20 protein-coding genes and 2 pseudogenes are annotated in these 20515 nt (G+C 66.0%); 15 read left to right on the forward strand and 7 right to left on the reverse strand.

Features of this window, described 5'->3' with window-relative positions; translation table 11 throughout:
• Window positions 1-103 precede the first annotated feature (103 nt).
• The 5 genes from V5A19_RS01745 to V5A19_RS01765 all read left to right on the forward strand — a co-directional run bounded on the left by V5A19_RS01745 (window position 104) and on the right by V5A19_RS01765 (window position 4432).
• Entirely contained in the window at window positions 104-529 is a 426-nt protein-coding gene (locus tag V5A19_RS01745; protein ID WP_332317588.1) for a NifU family protein, read from the forward strand.
• Between the two features lie 216 nt (window positions 530-745).
• Complete coding sequence (locus V5A19_RS01750) at window positions 746-1513, forward strand: DesA family fatty acid desaturase (protein ID WP_332317589.1); 768 nt, start codon at window positions 746-748, stop codon at window positions 1511-1513.
• Window positions 1514-1717: 204 nt separating this feature from the next.
• Window positions 1718-2695: a pyruvate dehydrogenase (acetyl-transferring) E1 component subunit alpha gene (gene pdhA / locus V5A19_RS01755; protein ID WP_332317590.1), complete on the forward strand. Its 978-nt coding sequence runs from the start codon at window positions 1718-1720 to the stop codon at window positions 2693-2695.
• 65 nt (window positions 2696-2760) lie between these two features.
• On the forward strand, window positions 2761-3726 hold the full coding sequence (locus V5A19_RS01760; protein WP_443081398.1) for an alpha-ketoacid dehydrogenase subunit beta: 966 nt from the start codon (window positions 2761-2763) through the stop codon (window positions 3724-3726).
• 124 nt (window positions 3727-3850) lie between these two features.
• Window positions 3851-4432 (forward strand): class I SAM-dependent methyltransferase, encoded by a 582-nt coding sequence (locus V5A19_RS01765; RefSeq protein WP_332317592.1) that lies wholly within the window; start codon window positions 3851-3853, stop codon window positions 4430-4432.
• 55 nt (window positions 4433-4487) lie between these two features.
• Here V5A19_RS01765 and V5A19_RS14270 read toward each other — a convergent pair.
• Window positions 4488-4934 (reverse strand): annotated as a pseudogene (locus tag V5A19_RS14270) (DUF123 domain-containing protein); the annotation flags it as partial.
• Between V5A19_RS14270 and V5A19_RS01770 the strand changes: the two are divergent.
• The 3 genes from V5A19_RS01770 to gorA all read left to right on the forward strand — a co-directional run bounded on the left by V5A19_RS01770 (window position 4867) and on the right by gorA (window position 7764).
• The gene (locus tag V5A19_RS01770; protein WP_332317593.1) at window positions 4867-5490 is read left to right on the forward strand and encodes a MarC family protein; all 624 of its coding nucleotides are present in this window, start codon (window positions 4867-4869) and stop codon (window positions 5488-5490) included. The pseudogene V5A19_RS14270 and the gene V5A19_RS01770 sit on opposite strands and share 68 nt — an antisense overlap.
• Before the next feature lie 112 nt (window positions 5491-5602).
• Window positions 5603-6274, forward strand: coding sequence for a hypothetical protein (locus tag V5A19_RS01775; protein WP_332317594.1), 672 nt, complete (start codon window positions 5603-5605; stop codon window positions 6272-6274).
• A 140-nt stretch (window positions 6275-6414) separates the two neighbouring features.
• Window positions 6415-7764, forward strand: a complete 1350-nt coding sequence (gene gorA / locus V5A19_RS01780; RefSeq protein WP_332317595.1) for a glutathione-disulfide reductase — start codon at window positions 6415-6417, stop codon at window positions 7762-7764.
• Window positions 7765-7890: 126 nt separating this feature from the next.
• Here the strand turns inward: gorA and V5A19_RS01785 are convergent, their stop codons facing one another.
• Window positions 7891-8127 (reverse strand): HypC/HybG/HupF family hydrogenase formation chaperone, encoded by a 237-nt coding sequence (locus tag V5A19_RS01785; protein ID WP_332317596.1) that lies wholly within the window; start codon window positions 8125-8127, stop codon window positions 7891-7893.
• A gap of 167 nt (window positions 8128-8294) precedes the next feature.
• On the opposite strand from V5A19_RS01785, the gene V5A19_RS01790 reads away from it, so the two are divergent.
• The 7 genes from V5A19_RS01790 to V5A19_RS01820 all read left to right on the forward strand — a co-directional run bounded on the left by V5A19_RS01790 (window position 8295) and on the right by V5A19_RS01820 (window position 14990).
• Window positions 8295-8822 carry a hydrogenase maturation protease gene (locus V5A19_RS01790; RefSeq protein WP_332317597.1) on the forward strand — a complete coding sequence of 176 codons (528 nt, stop codon included), beginning with the start codon at window positions 8295-8297 and terminating at the stop codon, window positions 8820-8822.
• On the forward strand, window positions 8819-9289 hold the full coding sequence (locus V5A19_RS01795) for a hydrogenase expression/formation C-terminal domain-containing protein (protein WP_332317598.1): 471 nt from the start codon (window positions 8819-8821) through the stop codon (window positions 9287-9289). Before V5A19_RS01790 ends, V5A19_RS01795 begins: the two co-directional genes overlap by 4 nt.
• 75 nt (window positions 9290-9364) lie before the next feature.
• Window positions 9365-10447 carry a hydrogenase small subunit gene (locus V5A19_RS01800; protein WP_332317599.1) on the forward strand — a complete coding sequence of 361 codons (1083 nt, stop codon included), beginning with the start codon at window positions 9365-9367 and terminating at the stop codon, window positions 10445-10447.
• Window positions 10444-11100 (forward strand): hypothetical protein, encoded by a 657-nt coding sequence (locus V5A19_RS01805; RefSeq protein ID WP_332317600.1) that lies wholly within the window; start codon window positions 10444-10446, stop codon window positions 11098-11100. Before V5A19_RS01800 ends, V5A19_RS01805 begins: the two co-directional genes overlap by 4 nt.
• Window positions 11097-12437, forward strand: coding sequence for a (Fe-S)-binding protein (locus V5A19_RS01810; RefSeq protein WP_332317601.1), 1341 nt, complete (start codon window positions 11097-11099; stop codon window positions 12435-12437). Before V5A19_RS01805 ends, V5A19_RS01810 begins: the two co-directional genes overlap by 4 nt.
• Before the next feature lie 3 nt (window positions 12438-12440).
• Window positions 12441-14207 (forward strand): nickel-dependent hydrogenase large subunit, encoded by a 1767-nt coding sequence (locus V5A19_RS01815; RefSeq protein WP_332317602.1) that lies wholly within the window; start codon window positions 12441-12443, stop codon window positions 14205-14207.
• A gap of 72 nt (window positions 14208-14279) precedes the next feature.
• Window positions 14280-14990 carry a sulfite exporter TauE/SafE family protein gene (locus V5A19_RS01820; RefSeq protein WP_332317603.1) on the forward strand — a complete coding sequence of 237 codons (711 nt, stop codon included), beginning with the start codon at window positions 14280-14282 and terminating at the stop codon, window positions 14988-14990.
• A gap of 334 nt (window positions 14991-15324) precedes the next feature.
• Here the strand turns inward: V5A19_RS01820 and V5A19_RS14275 are convergent.
• The 5 genes and pseudogenes from V5A19_RS14275 to V5A19_RS01845 form a co-directional block, all read right to left on the reverse strand.
• Window positions 15325-15420 (reverse strand): annotated as a pseudogene (locus tag V5A19_RS14275) (methyl-accepting chemotaxis protein); the annotation flags it as partial.
• Between the two features lie 9 nt (window positions 15421-15429).
• A complete protein-coding gene (locus tag V5A19_RS01830; RefSeq protein ID WP_332317605.1) occupies window positions 15430-15606 on the reverse strand; it encodes a hypothetical protein in 177 nt (58 codons plus the stop codon).
• 544 nt (window positions 15607-16150) lie between these two features.
• Window positions 16151-16855: an IS110 family transposase gene (locus V5A19_RS01835; RefSeq protein WP_332317606.1), complete on the reverse strand. Its 705-nt coding sequence runs from the start codon at window positions 16853-16855 to the stop codon at window positions 16151-16153.
• 98 nt (window positions 16856-16953) lie between these two features.
• A complete protein-coding gene (locus V5A19_RS01840) occupies window positions 16954-17961 on the reverse strand; it encodes a ribonuclease Z (RefSeq protein WP_332317607.1) in 1008 nt (335 codons plus the stop codon).
• Window positions 17962-17994: 33 nt separating this feature from the next.
• Window positions 17995-20487 (reverse strand): putative bifunctional diguanylate cyclase/phosphodiesterase, encoded by a 2493-nt coding sequence (locus V5A19_RS01845; RefSeq protein WP_332317608.1) that lies wholly within the window; start codon window positions 20485-20487, stop codon window positions 17995-17997.
• Window positions 20488-20515 lie beyond the last annotated feature (28 nt).

The following is a 20515-nucleotide window of genomic DNA, read 5'->3' on the forward strand; positions in this document are numbered from 1 at the left end:
GACCAAAGACCGGGGGCGGTTGACCCGCCGACGGTCTTACCGAATAAAATCGAAGTAGGAGACAACGTCCGCCCGTCGGAGTTGTCCAAGGAGTTAGCTGGCCATGGCTGTCCCGACTCAGGCCAAGGAAATCGAGCTGCTCCAGAAGATTGCCGATTTGGAGCGCTTCTATACCGAGGAAGAGCTCGACGAGATCGAGGAGTTCGACCCCGACCGGGCTTACGAGCTGGCTCGCGCCCAGGCCCTGGCCGATCAGTACGGCCTTGGCCCCGGTGAGGAGCCCACCGCGGACGAGGATCTGGCCATCGATGAGGATCGGGTCCGGGAGGCCCTGGAAGAGGCCGCCACCCTCCTCAGGGGGGATGGCGGCGACCTGGAGCTGGTAGACATCGAAGGCTCGCTGGTGCGGGTGCGGATGCTGGGGGCCTGCTCCGGGTGTCCCAGCTCCACCATGGACCTCAAGACCATCGTGGAGCGCAAGCTCAAACAGCGCGTGCCCGGTGTCAGCGAGGTGCGCAATACCATCTGAGCAGGAGCCCAATAAAAGGGGTTCCCCCCGCTGCCGATGGCGGTATAATGAGTAACAAAGGTCCCGGTGACAGCTGGGGCCTTTCGGAAAAGGGTAGCTTGGACACGGGCGGTAGTCCCTTCACAAAGGCCTCCGTCTGCACGCACTCTAACTATGGCCTGCCCATTCCGGGGTGGGTCGGTGTTGGACCCAGAGCCTAATTGGGAAAGGACGGATATGCTTCCGCATTTTTTTGACCTGCCGTGGTGGGGCTATGTCCTCTACGGTTTGGTGTTGACCCAGATCACCATTGCCTGCGTCACGATCTACCTCCATCGGGCCATCGCCCATGAGAGCGTTTCCCTGCATCCGATTGTCAGCCATTTCATGCGCTTCTGGCTGTGGCTGACCACCGGAATGAACACCAAGGAGTGGGTGGCCACTCACCGCAAGCACCATGCTTACGCCGATCGCGAGAGGGATCCGCACAGCCCTCTCAATGAAGGGATCTGGCGCATGCTCTTCCTGGGCGCCGTGGTCTACAGCAAGGCCGCCAATGACCAGGAGACGCTGAACAAATATGGCAAGGGCTGCCCCGACGATTGGATCGAGCGCCGCTTTTACACGCCCTTAAAGAATCTCGGCATTATCATCATGCTGGGCATCAACGTGGCACTGTTCGGGCCCCTGATCGGCGCCGCCATGTGGGTGGTGCAGATGGCATGGATTCCCTTCTGGGCGGCGGGTGTCATCAATGGCGCCGCGCATTACATCGGCTACATCAATTACAAGGTCAAGGACAACAGCCGCAATCTTGTCCCCTGGGGCCTGTTTATCGGTGGTGAAGAGCTCCACAACAACCACCACCGGTATCTGTCCTCGGCGCGCTTTGCGGCCCGGCGCTGGGAGATCGACATCGGCTGGATCTACATCCGAGTCCTCTCCTGGCTGCGCCTGGCCAAAGTGCGCATGGTAGCCCCCAAGTACGGGGCCGCCGAGAGCTAAGCCGATTGCTGCCAGGCCTAACCAAAGCCCGCCCGGGCATGTCCGGGCGGGCTTTTTGTTGTTCTCCGGTACAAGACAGGCTCGCCGGCTTTTCAAGGGGCTCCGGCCCCGCCCGGGCGGTGTTTGCCCCCGAACAGGCTGGAAATGTAGAAGGGTAGGAGGCCACCCGATGCCTTCCGCGCGTGCCAAACCATGGAGGCCTTTATGCGCCGCGACCTCGCCAAGACCTTTCTGTACGACATGGCCCTCGCCCGGGAATTCGAGCAGCGGGCCGCGGAGCAGTACACCGAGGGCAAAATCGCTGGCTTTCTGCACCTCTATCCCGGCGAGGAAGCGGTGGCGGTGGGCTCCCTGCGCGCCGCCGATCCCGGGGACTATGTGGTTACCACTTACCGCGAGCACGTCCATGCCCTGGTGCGGGGGATAACGCCTGCGGCGGTGATGGCTGAGCTGTTCGGCCGGGCCGACGGCTGCTCCCGAGGTTACGGGGGCTCTATGCACCTATTCGACATGGACAGGCGCTTTTTGGGCGGTTACGCCATTGTCGGCGAGACCTTCCCCGTCGCCGCCGGGGCCGCCTACTGGCTGCGCCTGAACAGCGAGCCCGATGTGGTCCTGTGCTATTTCGGCGACGGCGCGGTGAACCAGGGCACCTTCCATGAGACCCTGAATATGGTGGCCCTGTGGGGCCTACCGGTGGTGTTGATCTGCGAAAATAACCACTACCAGATCGGCACCGAGATTCACCGCCACTCGGCCATTGCCGAGGTCCACAAGCGGGCCTGCGGCTACGGTATCGAGGCCGAGCGGGTGGACGGCATGGATGTCCTGGCCGTTTATGACGCTACCCGGCACGCCCTCCACCATGTCCGCGACGGCAACGGGCCCTACCTGCTGGAATGCGAGACCTATCGCTACCGCGGCCACTCCATGGCTGACCCGGGTGCCTACCGCTCTGCCCTGGAGGTAAGCGAGTTGCGCGCCCGCGACCCCCTCCGGACTTTCCGGAAGCGGGCCAATGAAGAGGGCTGGGTGGCCGAGGACGAGGCCGACGGGCTGGCGGAGCAGGCCCGCTCGGCGGTGGACGAGGCGTTGGCCTTCGCCGACGCTAGCCCGCCGCCCACCGAACTCCATGCCGATGTGTACGTCGAGCCCATCCACCTGTATCGGGGGCGGCCATGAGCGAGCGCAAGGGCGACGATACCAACGCCGGGCTGCTTGCCCCGGTGGAACCGGGAGACCAGCTGATGGCTTGGCAGGCCCTCAACCTCGCCCTGAACCGGGCCCTAGCCGATGACGATGCGGTGTTCGTGCTGGGCGAGGACGTCGGTCTGTACGGCGGCAACTACCGGGTCACCCAGGGGCTGTACGCCAAGTACGGCGAGTGGCGGGTCCGCGATGCCCCTATCAGCGAGAACAGCTTCACCGGGCTGGGCGTGGGCGCGGCCATGGTGGGTGGCCGCCCTGTGATCGAGATCATGACGGTAAACTTCGCCCTCTTGGCATTGGACGCCATTATCAATATGGCCGCCAAGCTGCGATATATGTCCGGGGGTCAGGTGAAGGTGCCGCTGGTGGTGCGCATGCCCGGTGGCGTGGCCCACCAGCTCGCCGCCCAGCACTCCCAGCGCCTGGAGCACACCCTGATGAATGTGCCCGGGTTGCGCATGGTTGCTCCGGCCACGGTACAGGACCACTACGGCCAGCTGAGCCAGGCCGTCCGCGCCGACGATCCCGTGGTGGTGCTCGAGCACGAGCTGTTGTATTTCCACTCCGGTCCCTTCAGCGACGGCGTTGGGCTCCCCGCCATGCACGCGGCCGCTGTTCAGCGGGAAGGAGGGGATTTCACTCTGATCGCCTATTCCCGCATGGTGGAGGTGGCCCTGGCCGCAGCCGAAACCCTGGCTGAAGAAGGCATCGACTGCGAGGTGGTGGATCTGCGCAGCCTGCGACCCATCGATCTGGTGACCCTCCAGGATTCGGTGGCTAAGACCCACCGTGCCCTGGTGGTGGAGGAGGATTGCCGCTTCGGCGGGGTCGGCGCCGAGATCGCAGCCGCCTTGAACGAAAGCGCTTTCTTCGAGCTGGAGGCCCCGGTGGCCCGGGTCGCCGGGGCCGATGTACCAACGCCCTACAACGGCGAGCTGGAGGCCGCCTCCATCCCGGAAAGCGCCGACGTGGCCGAGGTAGTAAGGGAGTGGGCGGTGTCTTGACGGCAGTTTTCAGTGTTCAGTAAAAACGGTAGCGGCTGCTTTGCGTCAACGCGAGCCGCCGTTCGATTTTGGCCGTTACTGAACACTTAAAACCTAAAACTGAAAGCTTTTTGAGATTTTGCCCGTGCCCATTGATTGGGAAGACCGCTACAGGGACGCCTCCGTCGCCGATGCGGATCCCGCCGCTGTCTTGGCCGAAAATGACCACCTGCTGCCGGCGGGTGGCCGAGCCCTGGATGTGGCCTGCGGACTGGGGGGCAACGCCGTCTATCTGGCCCGGGCCGGGTTTGACGTGGTGGCCTGGGACAGCTCGGAGACGGCCATCGCCAAGCTCGCAGCCTTCGCACAAGATCGGGGCCTGTCCCTGACCGCCGAGGTGCGTGATGTGGTGGCGGCGCCGCCGGAGGCGGCGGGCTACGATGTCATCGCGGTGAGCCGGTTCCTGGAGCGGGAGCTGGCGCCTGCGCTTATCACCGCCTTGCGGCCGGGCGGGGTGTTGCTCTACCAGACTTTCAACCGCACCCGGTTAAGCGATCGCGGTCCCGGGTCGCGGCGCTTCCGGCTCGCCGACAACGAGCTGTTGGATCTGTTCGACCCCCTCCGGATCCGGGTCTATCGGGAGGAGGACCGTATCGGTGACCTTTCTCGGGGGTGGCGCGATGAGGCCCAGCTCGTGGCTCACAAGCCCCGCGGAGGCGAAAGCTAGGGCAGGGGTGCCAGGGGCGCGGGGCCGCAATTCGGCCCCCCAGGTAATGCAGGTGGCTGCCGCAGCCATGGCGGCCGTCACAGGCCCCGCATCCCTTGCAAGGGATAGAGCCGCCCACCGCGTGGTTGACCGCGCATTCCGCTTCGGCGGACAGACTCAGGAAGTGGACAGTAACGTAGGGGCTGGCCAGCAGATAATCGGCGTGCAAGCGGAGCATCTTGGTCGCGCCCGGATCGCTGTGGCGGCGCAAACGGGCCCGCAGGCCCCGCCTTGCCGATCCGGTGTGGACATACCACCCGGCAGGGAAGGTGCACCACCCGAGGGCGCCCACGGTCAGATCGATGTCGGTCGCCAAGTGCAGCCAGAGCTGATAGGTCACGGCCCGGTCCGGCAGAGGTTTGGCTGCCCCCTGTAAGCAATCCTCATGGAGGCTCATGGACTGGATCCTCAACGCGTTCGTCGTGCTGTTCGTGGTGGTGGATCCGGTGGGCAATGCGCCCATCTTTGCCGCCCTCACGCGCGGCCTTCCCGACGCCGAGCGGCGGCGGACGGCGGTGAAAGGCGTCACCCTGTCGGCGGCTATCTTGCTGGCGTTCTTCGCCGTCGGCAACGGCCTGCTGTCGGCCCTGGGCATCGGCATCCCCGCCTTCCGCATCGCCGGCGGTCTGCTGTTGTTCATGGTCGCCATCGACATGGTCTTCGCCCGGCAATCGGGGCTGCGGGGGGCTACGCCCAGCGAGCAGGCCGAGGCCTACGAGCGCGACGACATCTCCATCTTTCCGCTCGCCTTCCCTCTGATCGCCGGCCCGGGTGCCATCACCACCGTCCTGCTCATGGCTTCGGACAGTCCGGACTTAGCCGGCCAGGGCATCCGGCTGGGTGTCATCCTTGTCGTCCTATTCATCACCCTCGCATCCCTGCTGCTTACCGCCCGTATCATGAAGGTCCTGGGCGAGACCGGGGCCAACGTGATCGACCGGTTGCTGGGACTGATCCTGGCCGCGATCGCGGTCCAGTTCGTGGTGGACGGGGTTCGGGGGGCCTTCGGCCTGGGCTGATGGCTGGCGAGCCCAATGACGCCTGCGGCGCGGGCATGCCATAGTTTATCCTGTGGGCACTGGGCCCGATCCTCGCTTCCCGGGCAATAGGGGAGCCGAAGGGAGTGACGGCATGGCGAAAAACCCTAGGAAATCCCAGGACAAGTCCACCGAGGCCGGGTACACCCGGGAGCGCCGGCGCTACTACCGCGCTACCACGGGCCTGCGCTTTCGCATCCTCGAGAGCGCCATACCGCCCCGTGTCTGGCTGTATCGGCAGGACGGGGAAGGATCCGCCTTCTACCAGCCCGATTCGGCGTCCTTGGAGAACGCCCAAAAGCTCCTGGCAAAGGTACCCCAACGCAACATCAACCTGAGCGAAGGGGGCATGCGGATACGGTTTCCGGAGCAGCAGCCCGATCTGAGCTTGGTGGAAGGCGGCGGGAGTCACCGTCAGCGGCGGGTCCATGTCCTACTGGCCTTCGACGCAACAGGGGAGGGGGGCGCGGCCATCTTTCATCTCCCGGCGCACCTGATTCGGGTGGACAAGCTGCCTTGGGCGCGCTTCGTGGCGCTCGTGTTCTACGCCGTGCCCGACGGTCTGCGCCAGCGCTTGGAGGGCGAGGTCATGGCCATCGAGCGGCGCCGGCTGCGCGGCAACCTGGTGGCCTCCGGCACCACCGAGTCCGGCGATGACATGGCGGGGCGGCTCAGGCGCATGGAATCCTCCGGCAACGAGGCGCGGGAACACCAGCGCCACAAGGTACGCCGCCTGAGCCGGCGGGGTCGCCGGTTTTTCCCCTGAGCGCAGCCGCTTGCGGTGAACTTGAAAACGGGTGCCGGGGCTAGCCGTAGCCAGGGAAGGGGGGGTGGTGGGGAGCGCACGGGTTGTTGCCCGTGTAGAATCCCGGCCCCGCTTTAGATGTGTCACGTAAGGAAGGCAACATGACCCAGCACTACGATTTCCTGGTCATCGGTGGTGGCAGCGGAGGTCTGGCCGCAGCCAAGCGAGCGGCTAGTTACGGCGCGCGTACCGCGGTGGTGGAGCCCAGTCCCCTGGGTGGCACCTGCGTCAATGAGGGCTGCGTCCCCAAAAAGGTCATGTGGAACGCCGCCAGCCTCGCAGAGGCTTGCCAGGACGCTCCCGGCTACGGCTTCGAGGGCGCTACCGTGGAGCTTGATTGGGCCCGCCTGGCCGCCCAGAGGCGGGCCTACATCGAGCGCCTCAACGGTGTACACCGGCGCAACCTGGAGGTGGCCGAGGTGGACTGGATTCAGGCCCGCAGTCGTCTCACCGGGCCCGGGCAAGTGGCTGTCAACGGTGAAACCTACAGCGCCGATCACCTCCTCATCGCCACCGGGGGCCGGCCGCGCTGGCCGGATATCCCGGGTACAGAGCATGGCATCACCTCCGACGGCTTCTTCGAGCTTGACCACCAGCCCGGCCGGGTTGCCGTGGTGGGGGCCGGCTATATCGCCGTGGAGCTGGCGGGGGTCCTGAATAGTCTGGGTTCCGAAGTGACCATGCTGCTGCGCCGGGAGCACATGCTGGCCACCTTCGATCCTATCCTGCGCGAGACCCTCATGGACGAGATGAGCGCCGCCGGGGTCAATTTCCTGACCTGCATCCACATGGACGCGGTGGAGGCTACCAACGAGGGCAAGGTGCTGGTCTCCCAGGACGGGCAGCGCACGGGGCCCTTCGATGAGGTGGTGTGGGCTATCGGCCGCGACGCCAATACCCAGGGCCTGGGCCTGGAGGAGGCGGGCGTGGAAACCGGGTCGGACGGTACCGTCCCCGTGGACGAATGGCAGGACACCAATGTCCCGGGAATCCACGCCCTGGGCGATGTCACCGGGCGGGTACCGCTCACCCCGGTGGCCATCGCCGCCGGCCGCAAGCTGGCGGACCGCCTCTTCGGCGGCCAGCCCGAAGCGCGCATGGACTACGCCGACATCCCCTCGGTGGTGTTTAGCCATCCGCCCATCGGCACCGTTGGGCTCACCGAGGAGGAGGCCGAGGACCGGTACGGGCAGGGTGGCTACCGGTGCTACACCACCACCTTCAAGGACATGTACTACGCCTTGCTGGACCACAAGGTGGCCACGGCCATGAAGGTCATCACCATCGGGCCCCAGGAGAAGCTGGCCGGCATCCACATCATCGGCCGCGGCGCCGACGAGATGCTCCAGGGCTTCGCTGCCCTGGTGAAGGCCGGGGGCACCCTGGACGATCTGCGCCGGACGGTAGCCATCCATCCGACGGCGTCGGAGGAAATGGTGCTGATCGGGTAAAACAAGTTTTCAGTGTTCAGTTTAAAGTGTTCAGTAACGGCAACGGCCCGGCAGGCCGGAGAGGCCCCAATGAACCCCGAACGGGTGAAGGGCCTCCGTTTTTTACTGAACACTGAAAACTGAACACTATTCGTTGCCGTCCTGCGCCGCCAGTATCTCGTCCAGCAACGCCCAGCTCGCCTCGGCGTCGGCGGCGCTCACCTTCTCCACCGCCTGGCCCAGCTGCACCAGCACGTAGTCGCCCGGGGCCAGGTCCTCGTCCTGCAGGAACAGCAGGCTTACCTCCCGCTCCACGCCGCGGGCGGCGCAGTGTGCGACGAGCCGGTCGATGGACTGGATCTGCATGGGGACCGTCAGGCACATGGCGGGCTCCTCTCGTGGTCCTGGCCACCCTATGCACCCCACCTTACCCACGGTTTGATCCAGATCAAACCTGCCCGCGAAAAATGCCCCTGGGGATTGTGACTCCTCCGGTTGAGGCGCTAGGTTGACCCTAGGCCTTGCCCCATTCCACGAAAGGACCCCTGCTTTTGGCTCCCGATCCTCTCGGCTCTGAACCCCCGACCCCCTTAATCCTCGGTCTCGGCAATAGCCTGCGTGAGGACGAGGGGGCCGGTCTCCATGTGATCCGATACCTGGAAAGCGACTCGGACCTGCCGTCCGGCGTGCGGCTGATGGATGGCGGCACCGGCGGACTGCATCTGGTCGGTGAGGTCGCCGACAGCCGGGAGCTGGTGGTGGTAGATGCCGCGGAGCTGGGAGCCGAGCCGGGCACGGTTCGGCTACTCGCTCACGCCGAGCTGGACGGTTTTGTGAACCGCCCCTCGGGCTGGAATGTCCACGATGTCGGCCTGCCCGACCTGTTCGCCGCAGCGGCGCTTATGCCGGAAGGATTGCCCGAACGGCGGGCGGTGGTTGCGGTGCAGCCGGCGAGCTTCTCCTGGAGCGAACGGCCCTCGGCACCAGTGACGGCTGCCGTCCCGGAGGCTGCCCGGCTCGTCCGGGAGCAGGTGAGCCGCTGGCGGTTTGGGCAAGCGCCGGCGGAGGCGGGCTCGTGAGCGCGGGGGGCTTGGAGGCGGAGGATTGGTCCCAGCTGCCGGCCCCCGTGATCTCTCTGCTCCAGGAGATCGCGGTGCGGCTGGATCGGCTGGTGAGCGGCGGTGAGCCGGAGGCCATCGACCTGCGTGCCTTGCCCATCATGACCGAGGAAGACCTGCAGCAGCTGCGCGACCTGCTGGGCACCGGGGAGGTAACCGCCACGGTCCAGGCCATGGGAGCCACCGAGCTGGAGGAAACCGCTTTCCCCGGGGTGTGGTGGGCGACCTACTTCGGGGCCGACGGCGACATGGTGGCCGAGCGCATCGAGATGGCCTGGGTCCCGGACATCCTGGTTGCCCAGGCGGCCGATGTGCGGACCGGTTTGCAGCAGCTGGTGGAGCGCCTGCCCGAGGCCGCGGAGGCCGACCGGGAGGGGGGGGCCGAAGGCGCTGGTGAGGTTCCTCCCGTTCGCTGGAGCGATGATTAGAGGTCTGCCGCAACGGCAAGCAGCGGCAGCCGGAACCGGGTTCCTGTGCAACCTTTCGACCGAAAGGGGCGTGTCATGGCTGGACCATCCACTCTCGGTGATTTCCTGCTCCAGCGGGGCATAAGCCGCCGGGGCTTCATGAAGTTTTGCACCGCCATGGCTTCGGCCATGGCCATGCCGCCGTCCTTCGCCCGCGACATGGCGGCCAACCTGGAGACGGCCAAGCGCCAGTCGGTGATCTGGCTGTCCTTCCAGGAGTGCACGGGCTGCACCGAGTCCCTAACCCGGTCGCACTCGCCCACGCTGGAATCGCTGATCTTCGATTTCATCTCTCTGGACTACCACCACACCCTTCAGGCCGCCTCCGGCCACGCCGCCGAAAAGGCGCGCGAGGAGGCCATGGAGCGTGCCGGGGAGGGCGGCTACTTGGTGGTGGTGGACGGCTCCATCCCCACCGGGGCCGGCGGGGCCTACTCCACCATCGCCGGCATGACCAACCTGCAGATGCTAGCGGAGACGCTGGAGAACGCCGCCGCGGTGGTTTCGGTGGGCACCTGCGCCGCCTTCGGCGGCATTCCCTACGCCGACCCCAACCCCACCGACGCCCGCAGCGTCGAGTCGCTCATGGCCAACGGCCACGTGCCCAGCAAGCCGCTGATCAATGTCTCCGGGTGCCCGCCCGTGCCGGTGGTGATCAGCGGCACTTTTGCCCACTACCTCACCTTCGGCCAGATCCCGGAGCTCGACCACTACAACCGGCCCAAGGCCTTCTTCGGCGACACCATCCACGACCGCTGCTACCGCCGGCCCTTCTACGACCAGGGCAAGATGGCCAAGTCCTTCGATGACGAGGGCGCGCGCAAGGGCTGGTGCCTGTACGAGGTGGGCTGCAAGGGGCCCACCACCTACAACGCCTGCGCCACCGCCAAGTGGAACAACGGCACCAGCTTCCCCATCGAGTCCGGCCACGGCTGCCTGGGGTGCTCCGAGCCCAACTTCTGGGACGCCGGGAGCTTCTACAAGCCCCTGTCGGCCGGCATGTGGGGCGAGGCCGAGGGCCTGGCCGCCGCGGCCGCCGTGGGCGTTGCCGCCGGTGCCGGCGCGGCCTGGGGCCACCGCCGGCGCCATGCCCAGGCCCAAGAGGAGAGCCAGTCGTGACCCTGCTCGAATTCACCCGTGGTCCCGCCCTGGAGGCCTCGCTGATCATTTTGGTGGCGGGGGTCATCTGGCGGCTGGTGGGTCTGCTCCTGCTGCCCTACAAGCGGGATCACTCCGAGCCGCGGGGCAACCGCACGGCCCTGGGCGGGGCCCTGCAGACCATCCTGCGGCGCTTCTGGCCCTACCGGGCGTTCCAGAACCGGGTTCTGTTCAGCCATGTGATGGGCTATGCCTTCCACATCGGCTTGGCCATTGTGGTCTTCGGCTACCGGCCGCACATCCTGTTCATTCGGGATCTTACCGGGATTTCGTGGCCCGGCTTGCCCTATTGGGTTGTCTATTTGGCCGGGGCCGTTACCTTGGCGGCGCTGGTGGCCCTGCTGATTCGCCGGCTGAGCCACGGGGTGCTCCGGCTTCTGTCGACCCCGGATGATTATCTCAGCTGGCTCGTCACTATCCTGCCGGTGATAACCGGGTTCATGGCGGTGCAGCACCTCGGCGCCCGCTACGAGACCCTGCTGGCGGTCCACCTGCTGTCGGTGGAGCTGCTGCTGATCTGGCTGCCCTTCGGCAAGCTCATGCACACCTTTACCTTCCTCTTCTCGCGGGGCTTCACCGGGGCCCGCGCCGCCCACAAGGGGGCGAAGACATGAGCCAATCCTCCGCTGCCCACGATACCCGGCCGCATCGTCCCGACCTTGGCGAGGCCCGCTATGATAAGCAGGGTGAGCTATCCGACGCCGAGCGGGTGGACCGGGCCGTCAGCAACTTCGTCAAGGACATCGGCGCGGTCACCGCCACCCACCTGGATGCCTGCATCCACTGCGGCCAATGCGCCGAAGCCTGTCACTTCTACCGCGAGACCGGGGATCCCAAGTACACCCCGGTGCACAAGCTGGCGCCCTTCCGGCGGGCCTATCAGCGGGAGATGAGCCCCTTCGGCTTCATCCGCCGCTGGCTGGGGCTTACCCACAAGGTCACCGTCGACGAGCTGCAGCGCTGGCAGGAGCTGCTCTACGACTCCTGCACCGTGTGCGGGCGCTGCACCATGGTCTGCCCCATGGGCATCGATATCGCCGGCCTGGTGAGCCAGGCCCGTCACGGCATGTTCAAAGCCGGGCTGGTCCCGGCCGAGCTGCACGAGGTGGCCGAGAAGGCCGAGCGCGAGGGCAGCCCGCTCGGGGCCAACCCGGAGGTGTTCGAGGATCGCATCGAGTGGCTGGCCGATGACTACGAGGTGGCCATCCCGCTGGACAAGGAGTCGGCGGATGTCCTGGTGACGGTGTCGTCCATCGAGATCATGAAATACCCCCGCTCCATCGCGGACATGGCCAGGATCCTCAACCACATGGGCGTGGACTGGACCTTCCGCACCGACGGCTACGAGGCCACCAACTTCGGCCTGCTGTCGGGCAACACCGACTGGCAGGCGGACATGAGCGGCAAGATCATCGAGGCCGCCAAGAGCGTCGGGGCGCATACGGTGGTCCTGCCCGAGTGCGGCCATGCCTATACCGCCCTGCGCTGGATGGGGGCCAACAGCTACGGCGCCGAGCTGCCCTTCAAGGTGCGCCACATCTCGGAATACCTGGCCGACGGCGTGCGCCAGGGGAGCCTCAAGCTCAAGTCCATGGACCGCTCGGTGACCTTCCACGACCCTTGCCAGGTCTCCCGGCGGGGTGGCGCCACCGCCGAGCCGCGGGTGGTGCTCGATGCCCTCGGCGTGGAGCTGCGGGAGATGGACGAGACCGGCGACCTCAACTGGTGCTGCGGGGGCGGCGGCGGGGTGGTCACCATCAGCCGCGCCGACGCCATCCGGCACAAGGTCTTCCGCATCAAGCAGCGGCAGGTGGAGGACACGGGGGCCGAGGCCTTCGTCACCAGCTGCTCCAACTGCCGCATGACCTTCGACGACGACACCGAGCATTTCAACTGGGGCCGCAAGGTGGAGAGCCTCGTGGAGCTCGTCGCCGACCATCTGGAGGCATAGGGCATGACCAGCGAACGCGTGGTAGTCGACCCCATCACCCGCATCGAGGGCCACCTGCGGATCGAGGCCGAGACCGATGCCGAGGGCGCCATCAGCCAGGCGTACAGCGCCGGTACCATGGTGCGCGGCATCGAGACCATCCTGCAGGGGCGCGACCCGCGCGACGCCTGGGCCTTCGCCCAGCGCATCTGCGGCGTGTGCACCCTGGTCCACGGCATCGCCTCGGTGCGCTCGGCGGAGGACGCCCTGGACTACGAAATCCCGCCCAACGCCCAGCTCATCCGCAATCTGATGATCGGCGCCCAGTTCGTGCACGACCACGTCATGCACTTCTACCACCTCCACGCCCTGGACTGGGTGGACGTGCTCTCCGCCCTGGACGCCGATCCCAAAAAGACCTCGGAGCTAGCCCAGTCCATCTCCAGCTGGCCCAAGTCCTCACCCGGCTACTTCAAGGACACCCAGAAAAAGCTCAAGGGTCTGGCCGACTCCGGCCAGCTCGGCATCTTCGCCAACGGCTACTGGGGTCATCCGGCCTACAAGCTGCCGGCGGAGGCCAACCTGATGGCGGTGGCCCACTACCTGGAAGCGCTTTCCTGGCAGCGCGAGGTGGTCAAGCTGCACGCCCTGTTCGGCGGCAAGAACCCCCACCCCAACTTCCTGGTGGGCGGTTCGCCCTCGGCCATCAGCACGGGCCCCGGGGAGCAGGGCTACGGCGGCGGGGGCACGGCCATCGACATGGTTGGTCTGCAGCAGGTGAAGAACGTCATCGAGCAGATGCAGACCTTCGTCGACCAGGTCTATCTGCCGGACACCCTGGCCATCGCCGGGTTCTACAAGGACTGGGCCAAGCGCGGCGAGGGTGTGGGTAACTTCCTGTGCTACGGCGATTTCCCCGATGCCGGCAAGGGCATGGGCGCGGTGGACGATTTCCTGGTACCGCCCGGGGTCATCCTCGACCGCGACCTCTCCCGGGTGCATCCGGTGGATCTGGAGGCGGAGAAAGAGATCCAGGAGTTCGTTTCGCATTCCTGGTACGACTACAGCACTGGTAATGAGGCGGGTCTCCACCCCTACGACGGCGAGACCAACCTGGATTACGAGGGACGCGGCGGGCCCACCCCGCCCTACGATCATTTGGACCCTAGCGACGGCTACTCCTGGCTCAAGTCGCCGCGCTGGAAGGGCAAGCCCATGGAGGTGGGCCCCTTGGCCCGGGTCCTCAACATGTACGCCCAGGGCCACGAGCCCACCCGGGAGCTGGCCGGCTACGCCCTCGGTGAGCTCGACCTGCCGGTGGAGGCCATGTTCTCCACCCTGGGCCGCACGGCGGCGCGGACCCTGGAGAGCAAGGTGTTCGCGGATCAGATGTCGACCTGGTACGACCAGCTGATGAGCAATATCAGCAATGGCGACCTCACCGTTCACAACGAGGCCAAATGGGACCCCGCCACCTGGCCCAAGAAGGCCAAGGGCGTCGGTTACACCGAGGCTCCGCGCGGCGCCCTGGCGCACTGGATGGTGATCGAGGACGGCGCCATCGCCAACTACCAGGCGGTGGTGCCCAGCACCTGGAACGCCGGACCCCGCGATCCGCAGGGCAATCCTGGGGCCTACGAGGCCGCCCTGCAGGACAACCATCGGCTGCACGATCCCGACCAGCCGGTGGAGATCCTGCGCACCATCCACAGCTTCGACCCGTGCATCGCTTGTGCCGTCCACCTGCTGGACGAGGACGGCGAGGAGCGCCTCCAGGTAAAGGTGCGCTAGGCTCACCTTCTCCGGTAGCCTGTGGGCCCGCCCCGGTGGCGGGCCCCTTTTGCGCCGCATGGAGGCGAGACGGTGATCGAGGAATGGCTGGTGGTGGAGGCCGTGGTGGCGGTGGGCGCCCTTCTGCAGGGCGCGGTGGGGTTCGGCGTGGCCCTGGTGGCGGCGCCCCTGCTCATGCTGGTGCGGCCCGATCTGGTGCCGGCGCCCATGATCCTGGCGGCCTGGTGCCTGACCCTGCTGATCGCTGTCCGTGACCGGCGGGGAGTGGATTGGGGCGGCCTGCGCTGGACAGTGCCGGGTCTGCTGGCGGGAACCGCGGCCGCGGTGCTTCTGCTCCAGGGCCTACCCGAACAGGGCGTAGGCCTGATGTTAGGGACCGTCGTGCTTGCCGCCGTCGGGCTTAGCGTCGTCGGCTGGCATCCCCTTCCGCACGGGCGAAACCTGGTGGTCGCCGCTACCGCCGCCGGGTTCATGGGAACCGCCACGTCGGTGGGCGGACCGCCCATGGCACTGGTGTTTCAACGGGAGAGCGGCGTCCGGCTGCGCGGCACCCTGTCGGCGGTTTTCCAAGTGGGGGGTGTGGTGTCGCTAACCGGTTTGGCCCTGGCGGGCCGCTTCGGTCCCCAGGAGATGATGGCCGGTCTGGGCCTGCTGCCCGGGGTGGTGGTCGGTTTCGGGTTGTCCGGCCGCCTCGCCGCCCGCCTTGACGGCCGGCGGCTACGGCCAGCGGTGCTGGCCGTCTCGGCCGCGGCGGCCATGGGCGTCCTGATCCGCTACCTCTAGAGGGCTCAGGACGGCAAGCTGAAGCCACCCAGGGCGGAGCGTAGCTGCTGGGCGGTGGACTCCAGCTGACCGGCCGCCGTCTCGATCTGCGACACGTTTTCGGAGACGCTGTCCACGTTGCCGCTGATCTCACCATATTATCGGTGATCTCGGACATGGTTGCCGCCAGCTCCTCGGCCGATGCGGCGATCTGGCTGGTGGTCTGGTCGGTGTGGTTGATCATTTCCAGGATCTGATCCATCTGGGCCTGGCCCATGCCCTGGACCGAGGTCTCCGACTTGCCCTGGAGGTCGGCGGTCAAGGTGTTGACCTTATCGGTGGCCTGAGAGGTCTATTCGGCCAGCTTGCGCACTTCATCGGCGACCACGGCGAAGTCCTGGCCGGCCTCGCCGGCGTTGACGGCCTCGATGGCGGCGTTTAGACCCAGCCGGTCGGTTTTCTAGGCGACGGCCTGGATGGTGCTCATGCCCTCCGCCACCTGCTGGGAGGCTTGGCTGAGCGACCGGATGGGCTCGGAAGCCTGTTTCACCGCCTGCCGAGCCTGCTTGGTGGTGTCGGTGCTCTTGGCGGCGGGCTCCGACACCTCGCCGATGTTGTTGGTTACGTCCTGGACCACATTGGAGCCGGGGCGCTGCGGAAATGGCTGATGGCCCGCATTTCTTCGGGGATCGGCCTGGTGATCGGGGTTTCGCGGATTTTCCCTGACAGGCTGGAAGCGGAGGCGACGATACTATCTCCCAATCTGGACCCTTGCGGCGCCCCCGATCCAGAAAGCTGCAGATTTTAGGTCTCTTCTAGAGGCGAGCGTGTTTCGATCCCCAAAAGGACCAATCTTTGCGCATCCGGCACAACATAAACGTTGCCCTAGCAGAGTCTTATATGGGCTCCCCCTCGTTGGCAAGACGTCCTCGGGTACGGAAAGGAAGGTCCGACTGAACGCTTATATCCGGCCTCTTTGTGAGCCTTTCCGGCTCGGGCCCTGATGAGGATGCGCTCGCCGGAGCCCTCATCTGAAGACCGCCCTTGGTAGGGCAACTCTGCTATCAGGGTTCTCCGGCGCCGGTCCGACCGGCTTTCCATCACTGGGTCATCTGGCGCAATCGGTGGCGGGAAGACCTCGCTCTTTCAAAATCGCTATTGGTAGCGCAGGGGCGGCTGCTTTATCCCTTCGCTGGTTCGTAGTCCGCCTCCCGGGCCATCAAAGCCCAGAGGATACGGGCCTGTTTGGCGGCCAGGGCAATGGTGGCTTTGTTGAAGCCGCGCCGCTGTCGCAGCCCCTGGGCCCATTGGGCCTTGGCCGTATTCAACCGATTTAGCTGGCAAAGCGCGGTTCGCGCTCCGTGGCCTAATAGGGTACGGAGATACCGGTCCCCACGCTTGGTGATTCGGCCATGCCGTGGCTTGCCGCCGGTGGAGAATTGGCGCGGGACCAATCCCAGCCAGGCCGCGAATTGCCTTCCGTTTTTGAAGGCCCGGGCATCGCCCACCGTGGCCACCAAGGCTGTCGCAGTGACCGGCCCAATGCCTTCAACCTGCATGAGCCGGTTCGCGGTGCCCGAGTCCTCGGCCAGACGCTCGATCCGCTTGTCGTAGCCTTTGATGCGGTCTTCGAGCTCCCGAAGGCGATCCCCCAGATCGGCGATGGTGTCGCGGGCCAGGTCCGGCAACCCATTCTCGGCGTCCTCCAAAACGGCGGGCAATTCCCGGCGCAGCTTGGGAATGCTCTTTGGCAGGACGATTGCTCCCGTTCGTTGACGCGGTGAACATGGAACACCTGCTTGGCCAGATCCAGGCCGATCCGCACCATGCTCAAGGGACTCCTCCTGATCGGGTCGGATGTCTGCCTCCCGACCCCAGCTGGCCATCGGTGCCGGTTAGGTGAGAGGGAGCCCATCCCATCTGCATTCTAGCCCTGCGGGGCCGTGGCCATTCCCAGCCCGGCGGTTCCTGGCGCCGAGAGGGATTAGCCGTTGCGGAAGGCTTCAAAGGCCTCCTCCTCCAGAAGCTCGAAGCGCCCTTGGTAACGGCTGGAGAAGTGGAAGGGCACGAGCTCCCGGATTCCGGCGGCGCGGGCGAGCTGGCCGGCCTGGCGTGCGGTCAGGTGGTTAGTGGTTGCGGCGCGGTCCGCATCGGCTTCGGCGAAAGCGGCCTCGATGTAAAGCCGGTCGGCCCCCGATGCTAGATCCGCGATACGGTGGGCGTTGGCCTCGCTATATCGGGCGTCCACCACGTAGGCGATTTTCTGTCCTCGAGTCCGGCTTAGCAGGCTCTCCCGGAGCTCCCTCAGGGGAAGTGCGGCCGGCTTGCCGCTGCCCTCCCGCCAAGCCACCTGAATGGGGTAGTCATCGGGTCGGCCTTCGCGCACCGCCTCCTTGAGGGTGGCAAGCCAGTCTCCGGTGGCCAGGCCGCGCTCCTTTAAGCGGTCCGGCCATACGTTGAGGTGATCCGGCTCGGCGAAGGCGAAGGCCAGGCAGGGGGTATGGTGGTCCAGCACCGCGGCGAGCACCTCAAGCCCCGGCTCCGAAATCAACCGGCCGTCCGAGGGCCCGCTGGCTTCGTTCTCCTCCCGTTGGAATCCGGTCCGGACCCGGAAGGTGGCACGCCGGCCGAGGCCGCTTTCCCGGACCTCGGTGACCTCGAGCCGGAAATCGTTGGTGTCTGGACCTACGAGATTCCAGGTGTAGCCGCCGAGCTTGTGACCCACCCGGTCGATGAAGCCTTCGGGTCCGAATAGAAGCAGGGTCTTCGAACGGCCATGGGCGATCCGGAGCAGGCGGTCAAAGCCAGCGAAATGGTCCATGTGGGTGTGGCTGACGAAGACGGCACTTACCGTCAACAGCTGACGGGGCGATAGGCGGGCGAGGTCGCCGAGGTCAACCAGGAGGGAACGGCGGGTGTTTCGTATCCGGACCAGCAGGGCCGGATCGCCGGTAGGCCCGTTTACCAGGAGGGGACGGAAAGTGGGCCGCATGCTGGCAAACCCGGGTTGCTAATCAAAGCCCATTCAGGCGCGGAACCGCTCCGGGGGCACGGGGTGGCCTAGGAAGAATCCTTGGGCCCGGTCGCAGCCACATTGCCGGATAAGCTCCAGGCTGGCGGCATCTTCCACCCCCTCCGCAACGACCTTCAGCCCCAGGTTGTGGCCGAGCTCGACCGTGGACCGGACGATGGCCTGGTTATCGGTGCTGGTGGCCAGGTCCATAATGAACGACTTGTCGATCTTGAGGATGTCCGCCGGCAGGCCGCGCAGATACCCGAGCGAGGAATAGCCCGTACCGTAGTCGTCGATGGCGATACGCACGCCCAGGGCCCGAAGCTCACCTAGGACCAGTCGCGCCCGTTCGGGGTCCGCCATCATGTCGTTCTCCGTGACTTCCAGCTCCAGGCACTCGGAGGGTATCTCCCAGGCGTCCAGCTCCTGACGGATGAAGGTGGGGAACTCGTCGACCTGGAGGTCGTCGGTGCTCAGATTAACGGACAACCGGGGCCGGTCTGTCCTTTGCCATGCCCCTGCCTCGCGCATAGATGTATGCAGGATGCAGCGGGTTAGCTCGTGGGGGATGCCGGCCCGATGGGCCATGGCCAGGACCTCTGGCGGTGTAACGGGACCGCCTTCGGCCGGGGACCAGCGCAGGAGCGCTTCGCCGCCCGACAGTTGGCCACTGGCCAAGTCCCACTGGGGCTGGTAGTGAAGGGGAAGCCGGTCCTGCAGGAGGTCCTCGTAGAGCTCGGCGGTTTGCGTTAGCCGTTCTGGGGCATCGTCATCCTTGTGGGGCCTGGCAATGGCCCAACTTTGCCGTTTCTCCTTGGCTTGGTACATGGCCCGGTCGGCCCGGCGGATCAGGGTTTCGGCATCCGCCCCGTGAGCGGGGAAGAGGGCGATGCCCAGGCTCCCGCTAACATGGAACGAGTGGGCGTCGACCTCCATACGCGGTCGAAGCGCGGCTAGGAGGCGCTCGCCGATCGCTGGGGCGTAATCGCTGTTGGTGGTGGGCAACAGGATTCCGAATTCATCGCCGCCGAAGCGGGCCACGGTGTCGGCCTCCCGGAGCTCGCCGGTTAACCGTCCGGCCACACCTTTCAGCACGGCGTCACCGGCGGGGTGGCCGAAGGTGTCATTGATCTCCTTGAAGTAATCCAGATCCATCATTATTAGGGCGCCGCTGGTGCCATTCCGGTGGGAGCGCAGCGCGCCCTGGTTCAGTCGGTCCTCCAGCAAGGCCCGGTTGGGAAGGCCGGTCAGGGGGTCGTGGAAGGCTTGGTGCTCCAGTTCCCCTTGCCGGGCGCGAACCTCCTGGCGCATGCTCCGGAAGGCATTGCTGAGGTCCCGGATCTCGCTTGGGCCTCCGATCAGGGCGAGTGCTGCCGGTTGGCCCTCGGCGCCATGGCGCAGGGCACGGGCCAGGCGCGACAAGGGCCCCAGCACCCGGCGGCGCAAGTAGAGAAAGCCCAGGGCGATCACGATCAGGTGGACGCCCGTCAGGGCCCAGGGAAAGACGGCGATATTTTGGGCGGCCCGGAAAAGGGAGGCATTTTCTTGGCGGGCGTTTTCTTCCAGGGTTCGGCTTATGGACTGAAGCTCGCCCTGGATCGCCTCGTATCGGGGATAGAGGGCATCGGTAATAAGGGGAAAGTCAGCGCGCCAGTTGCGGTTGGCGGAGAGCCCCGCTACCTCCCGAAAGCCGGCGAACCAATCTTGCTCCAGCTCCCGCATGCGACTTAGGGCTCGATCCGCCACCAATCCCAAGCCCTTTTCGTCGTGGAGGGCTTCCAGCTCGGACAGCGTGCCCCGGACCGCCTGATGATAGTTTTCCAAGTTGGCTTTGCGGTTGAGATCCTGGGAGCCGCTAAGCAGGCCGATCCGGGCGGTCATGAAAAGCCGGAACTCGCTCACCATGCGGCTCCAATAGAACTGGGCGCGACGGAACAGGGCGCTCGACTGCGAGTTGGTGGCATTGCTTTCCAGCGCGGTCAGGCCCCGCTGGCTAGCAACCAGGAAGCGCCTGTTGGTGGGCCCGAGCGTCTCCCGCCTGATCCCCAGGCCCGGATACAGTCGATCGGGCTCTTTACGGATGGCAATTAGCTTTCGGGCCGCTTCTTCCAGCTGGGCAAACTGGTCGGCGACCTGCCTGGCGCGGTCCCGTTGGTTCAGACGCCGGGTCCAGGACAGGGTGGTCAGTTCCTGGGCCTGGTCCCGGCCGTTGCGTATGGCCATTATGGCCCGTGCCCGGTGGCTTTTCTCCGGGGTCAGGGCAAAGGCTTGGAGGTTATGCTCCACGGTCCACAGGGCGCTGCGGATAATCTGAAGGTGGGACAGTGCTTCCTGGCGCTGGCGGAGATGCGTGTAATGCTCGGCCCGCTCCCCTTCCAGGTATTTCCACGCCACCCAGGCACTCCCTCCCAGGAAGCCCAGGAGCAAAAGGGCGCCGAGCAGGTAGCGTCCCGAAAGGCTATCCAGGCCCCTTTTTGCTGCTGCCAGGAAGGGAAAATGGGGCAATCCGATGACCTTGGATGTTACGCCCGGA

Source organism: Thiohalorhabdus sp., assembly GCF_036628635.1.
Classification (GTDB): Bacteria; Pseudomonadota; Gammaproteobacteria; order Thiohalorhabdales; family Thiohalorhabdaceae; genus Thiohalorhabdus.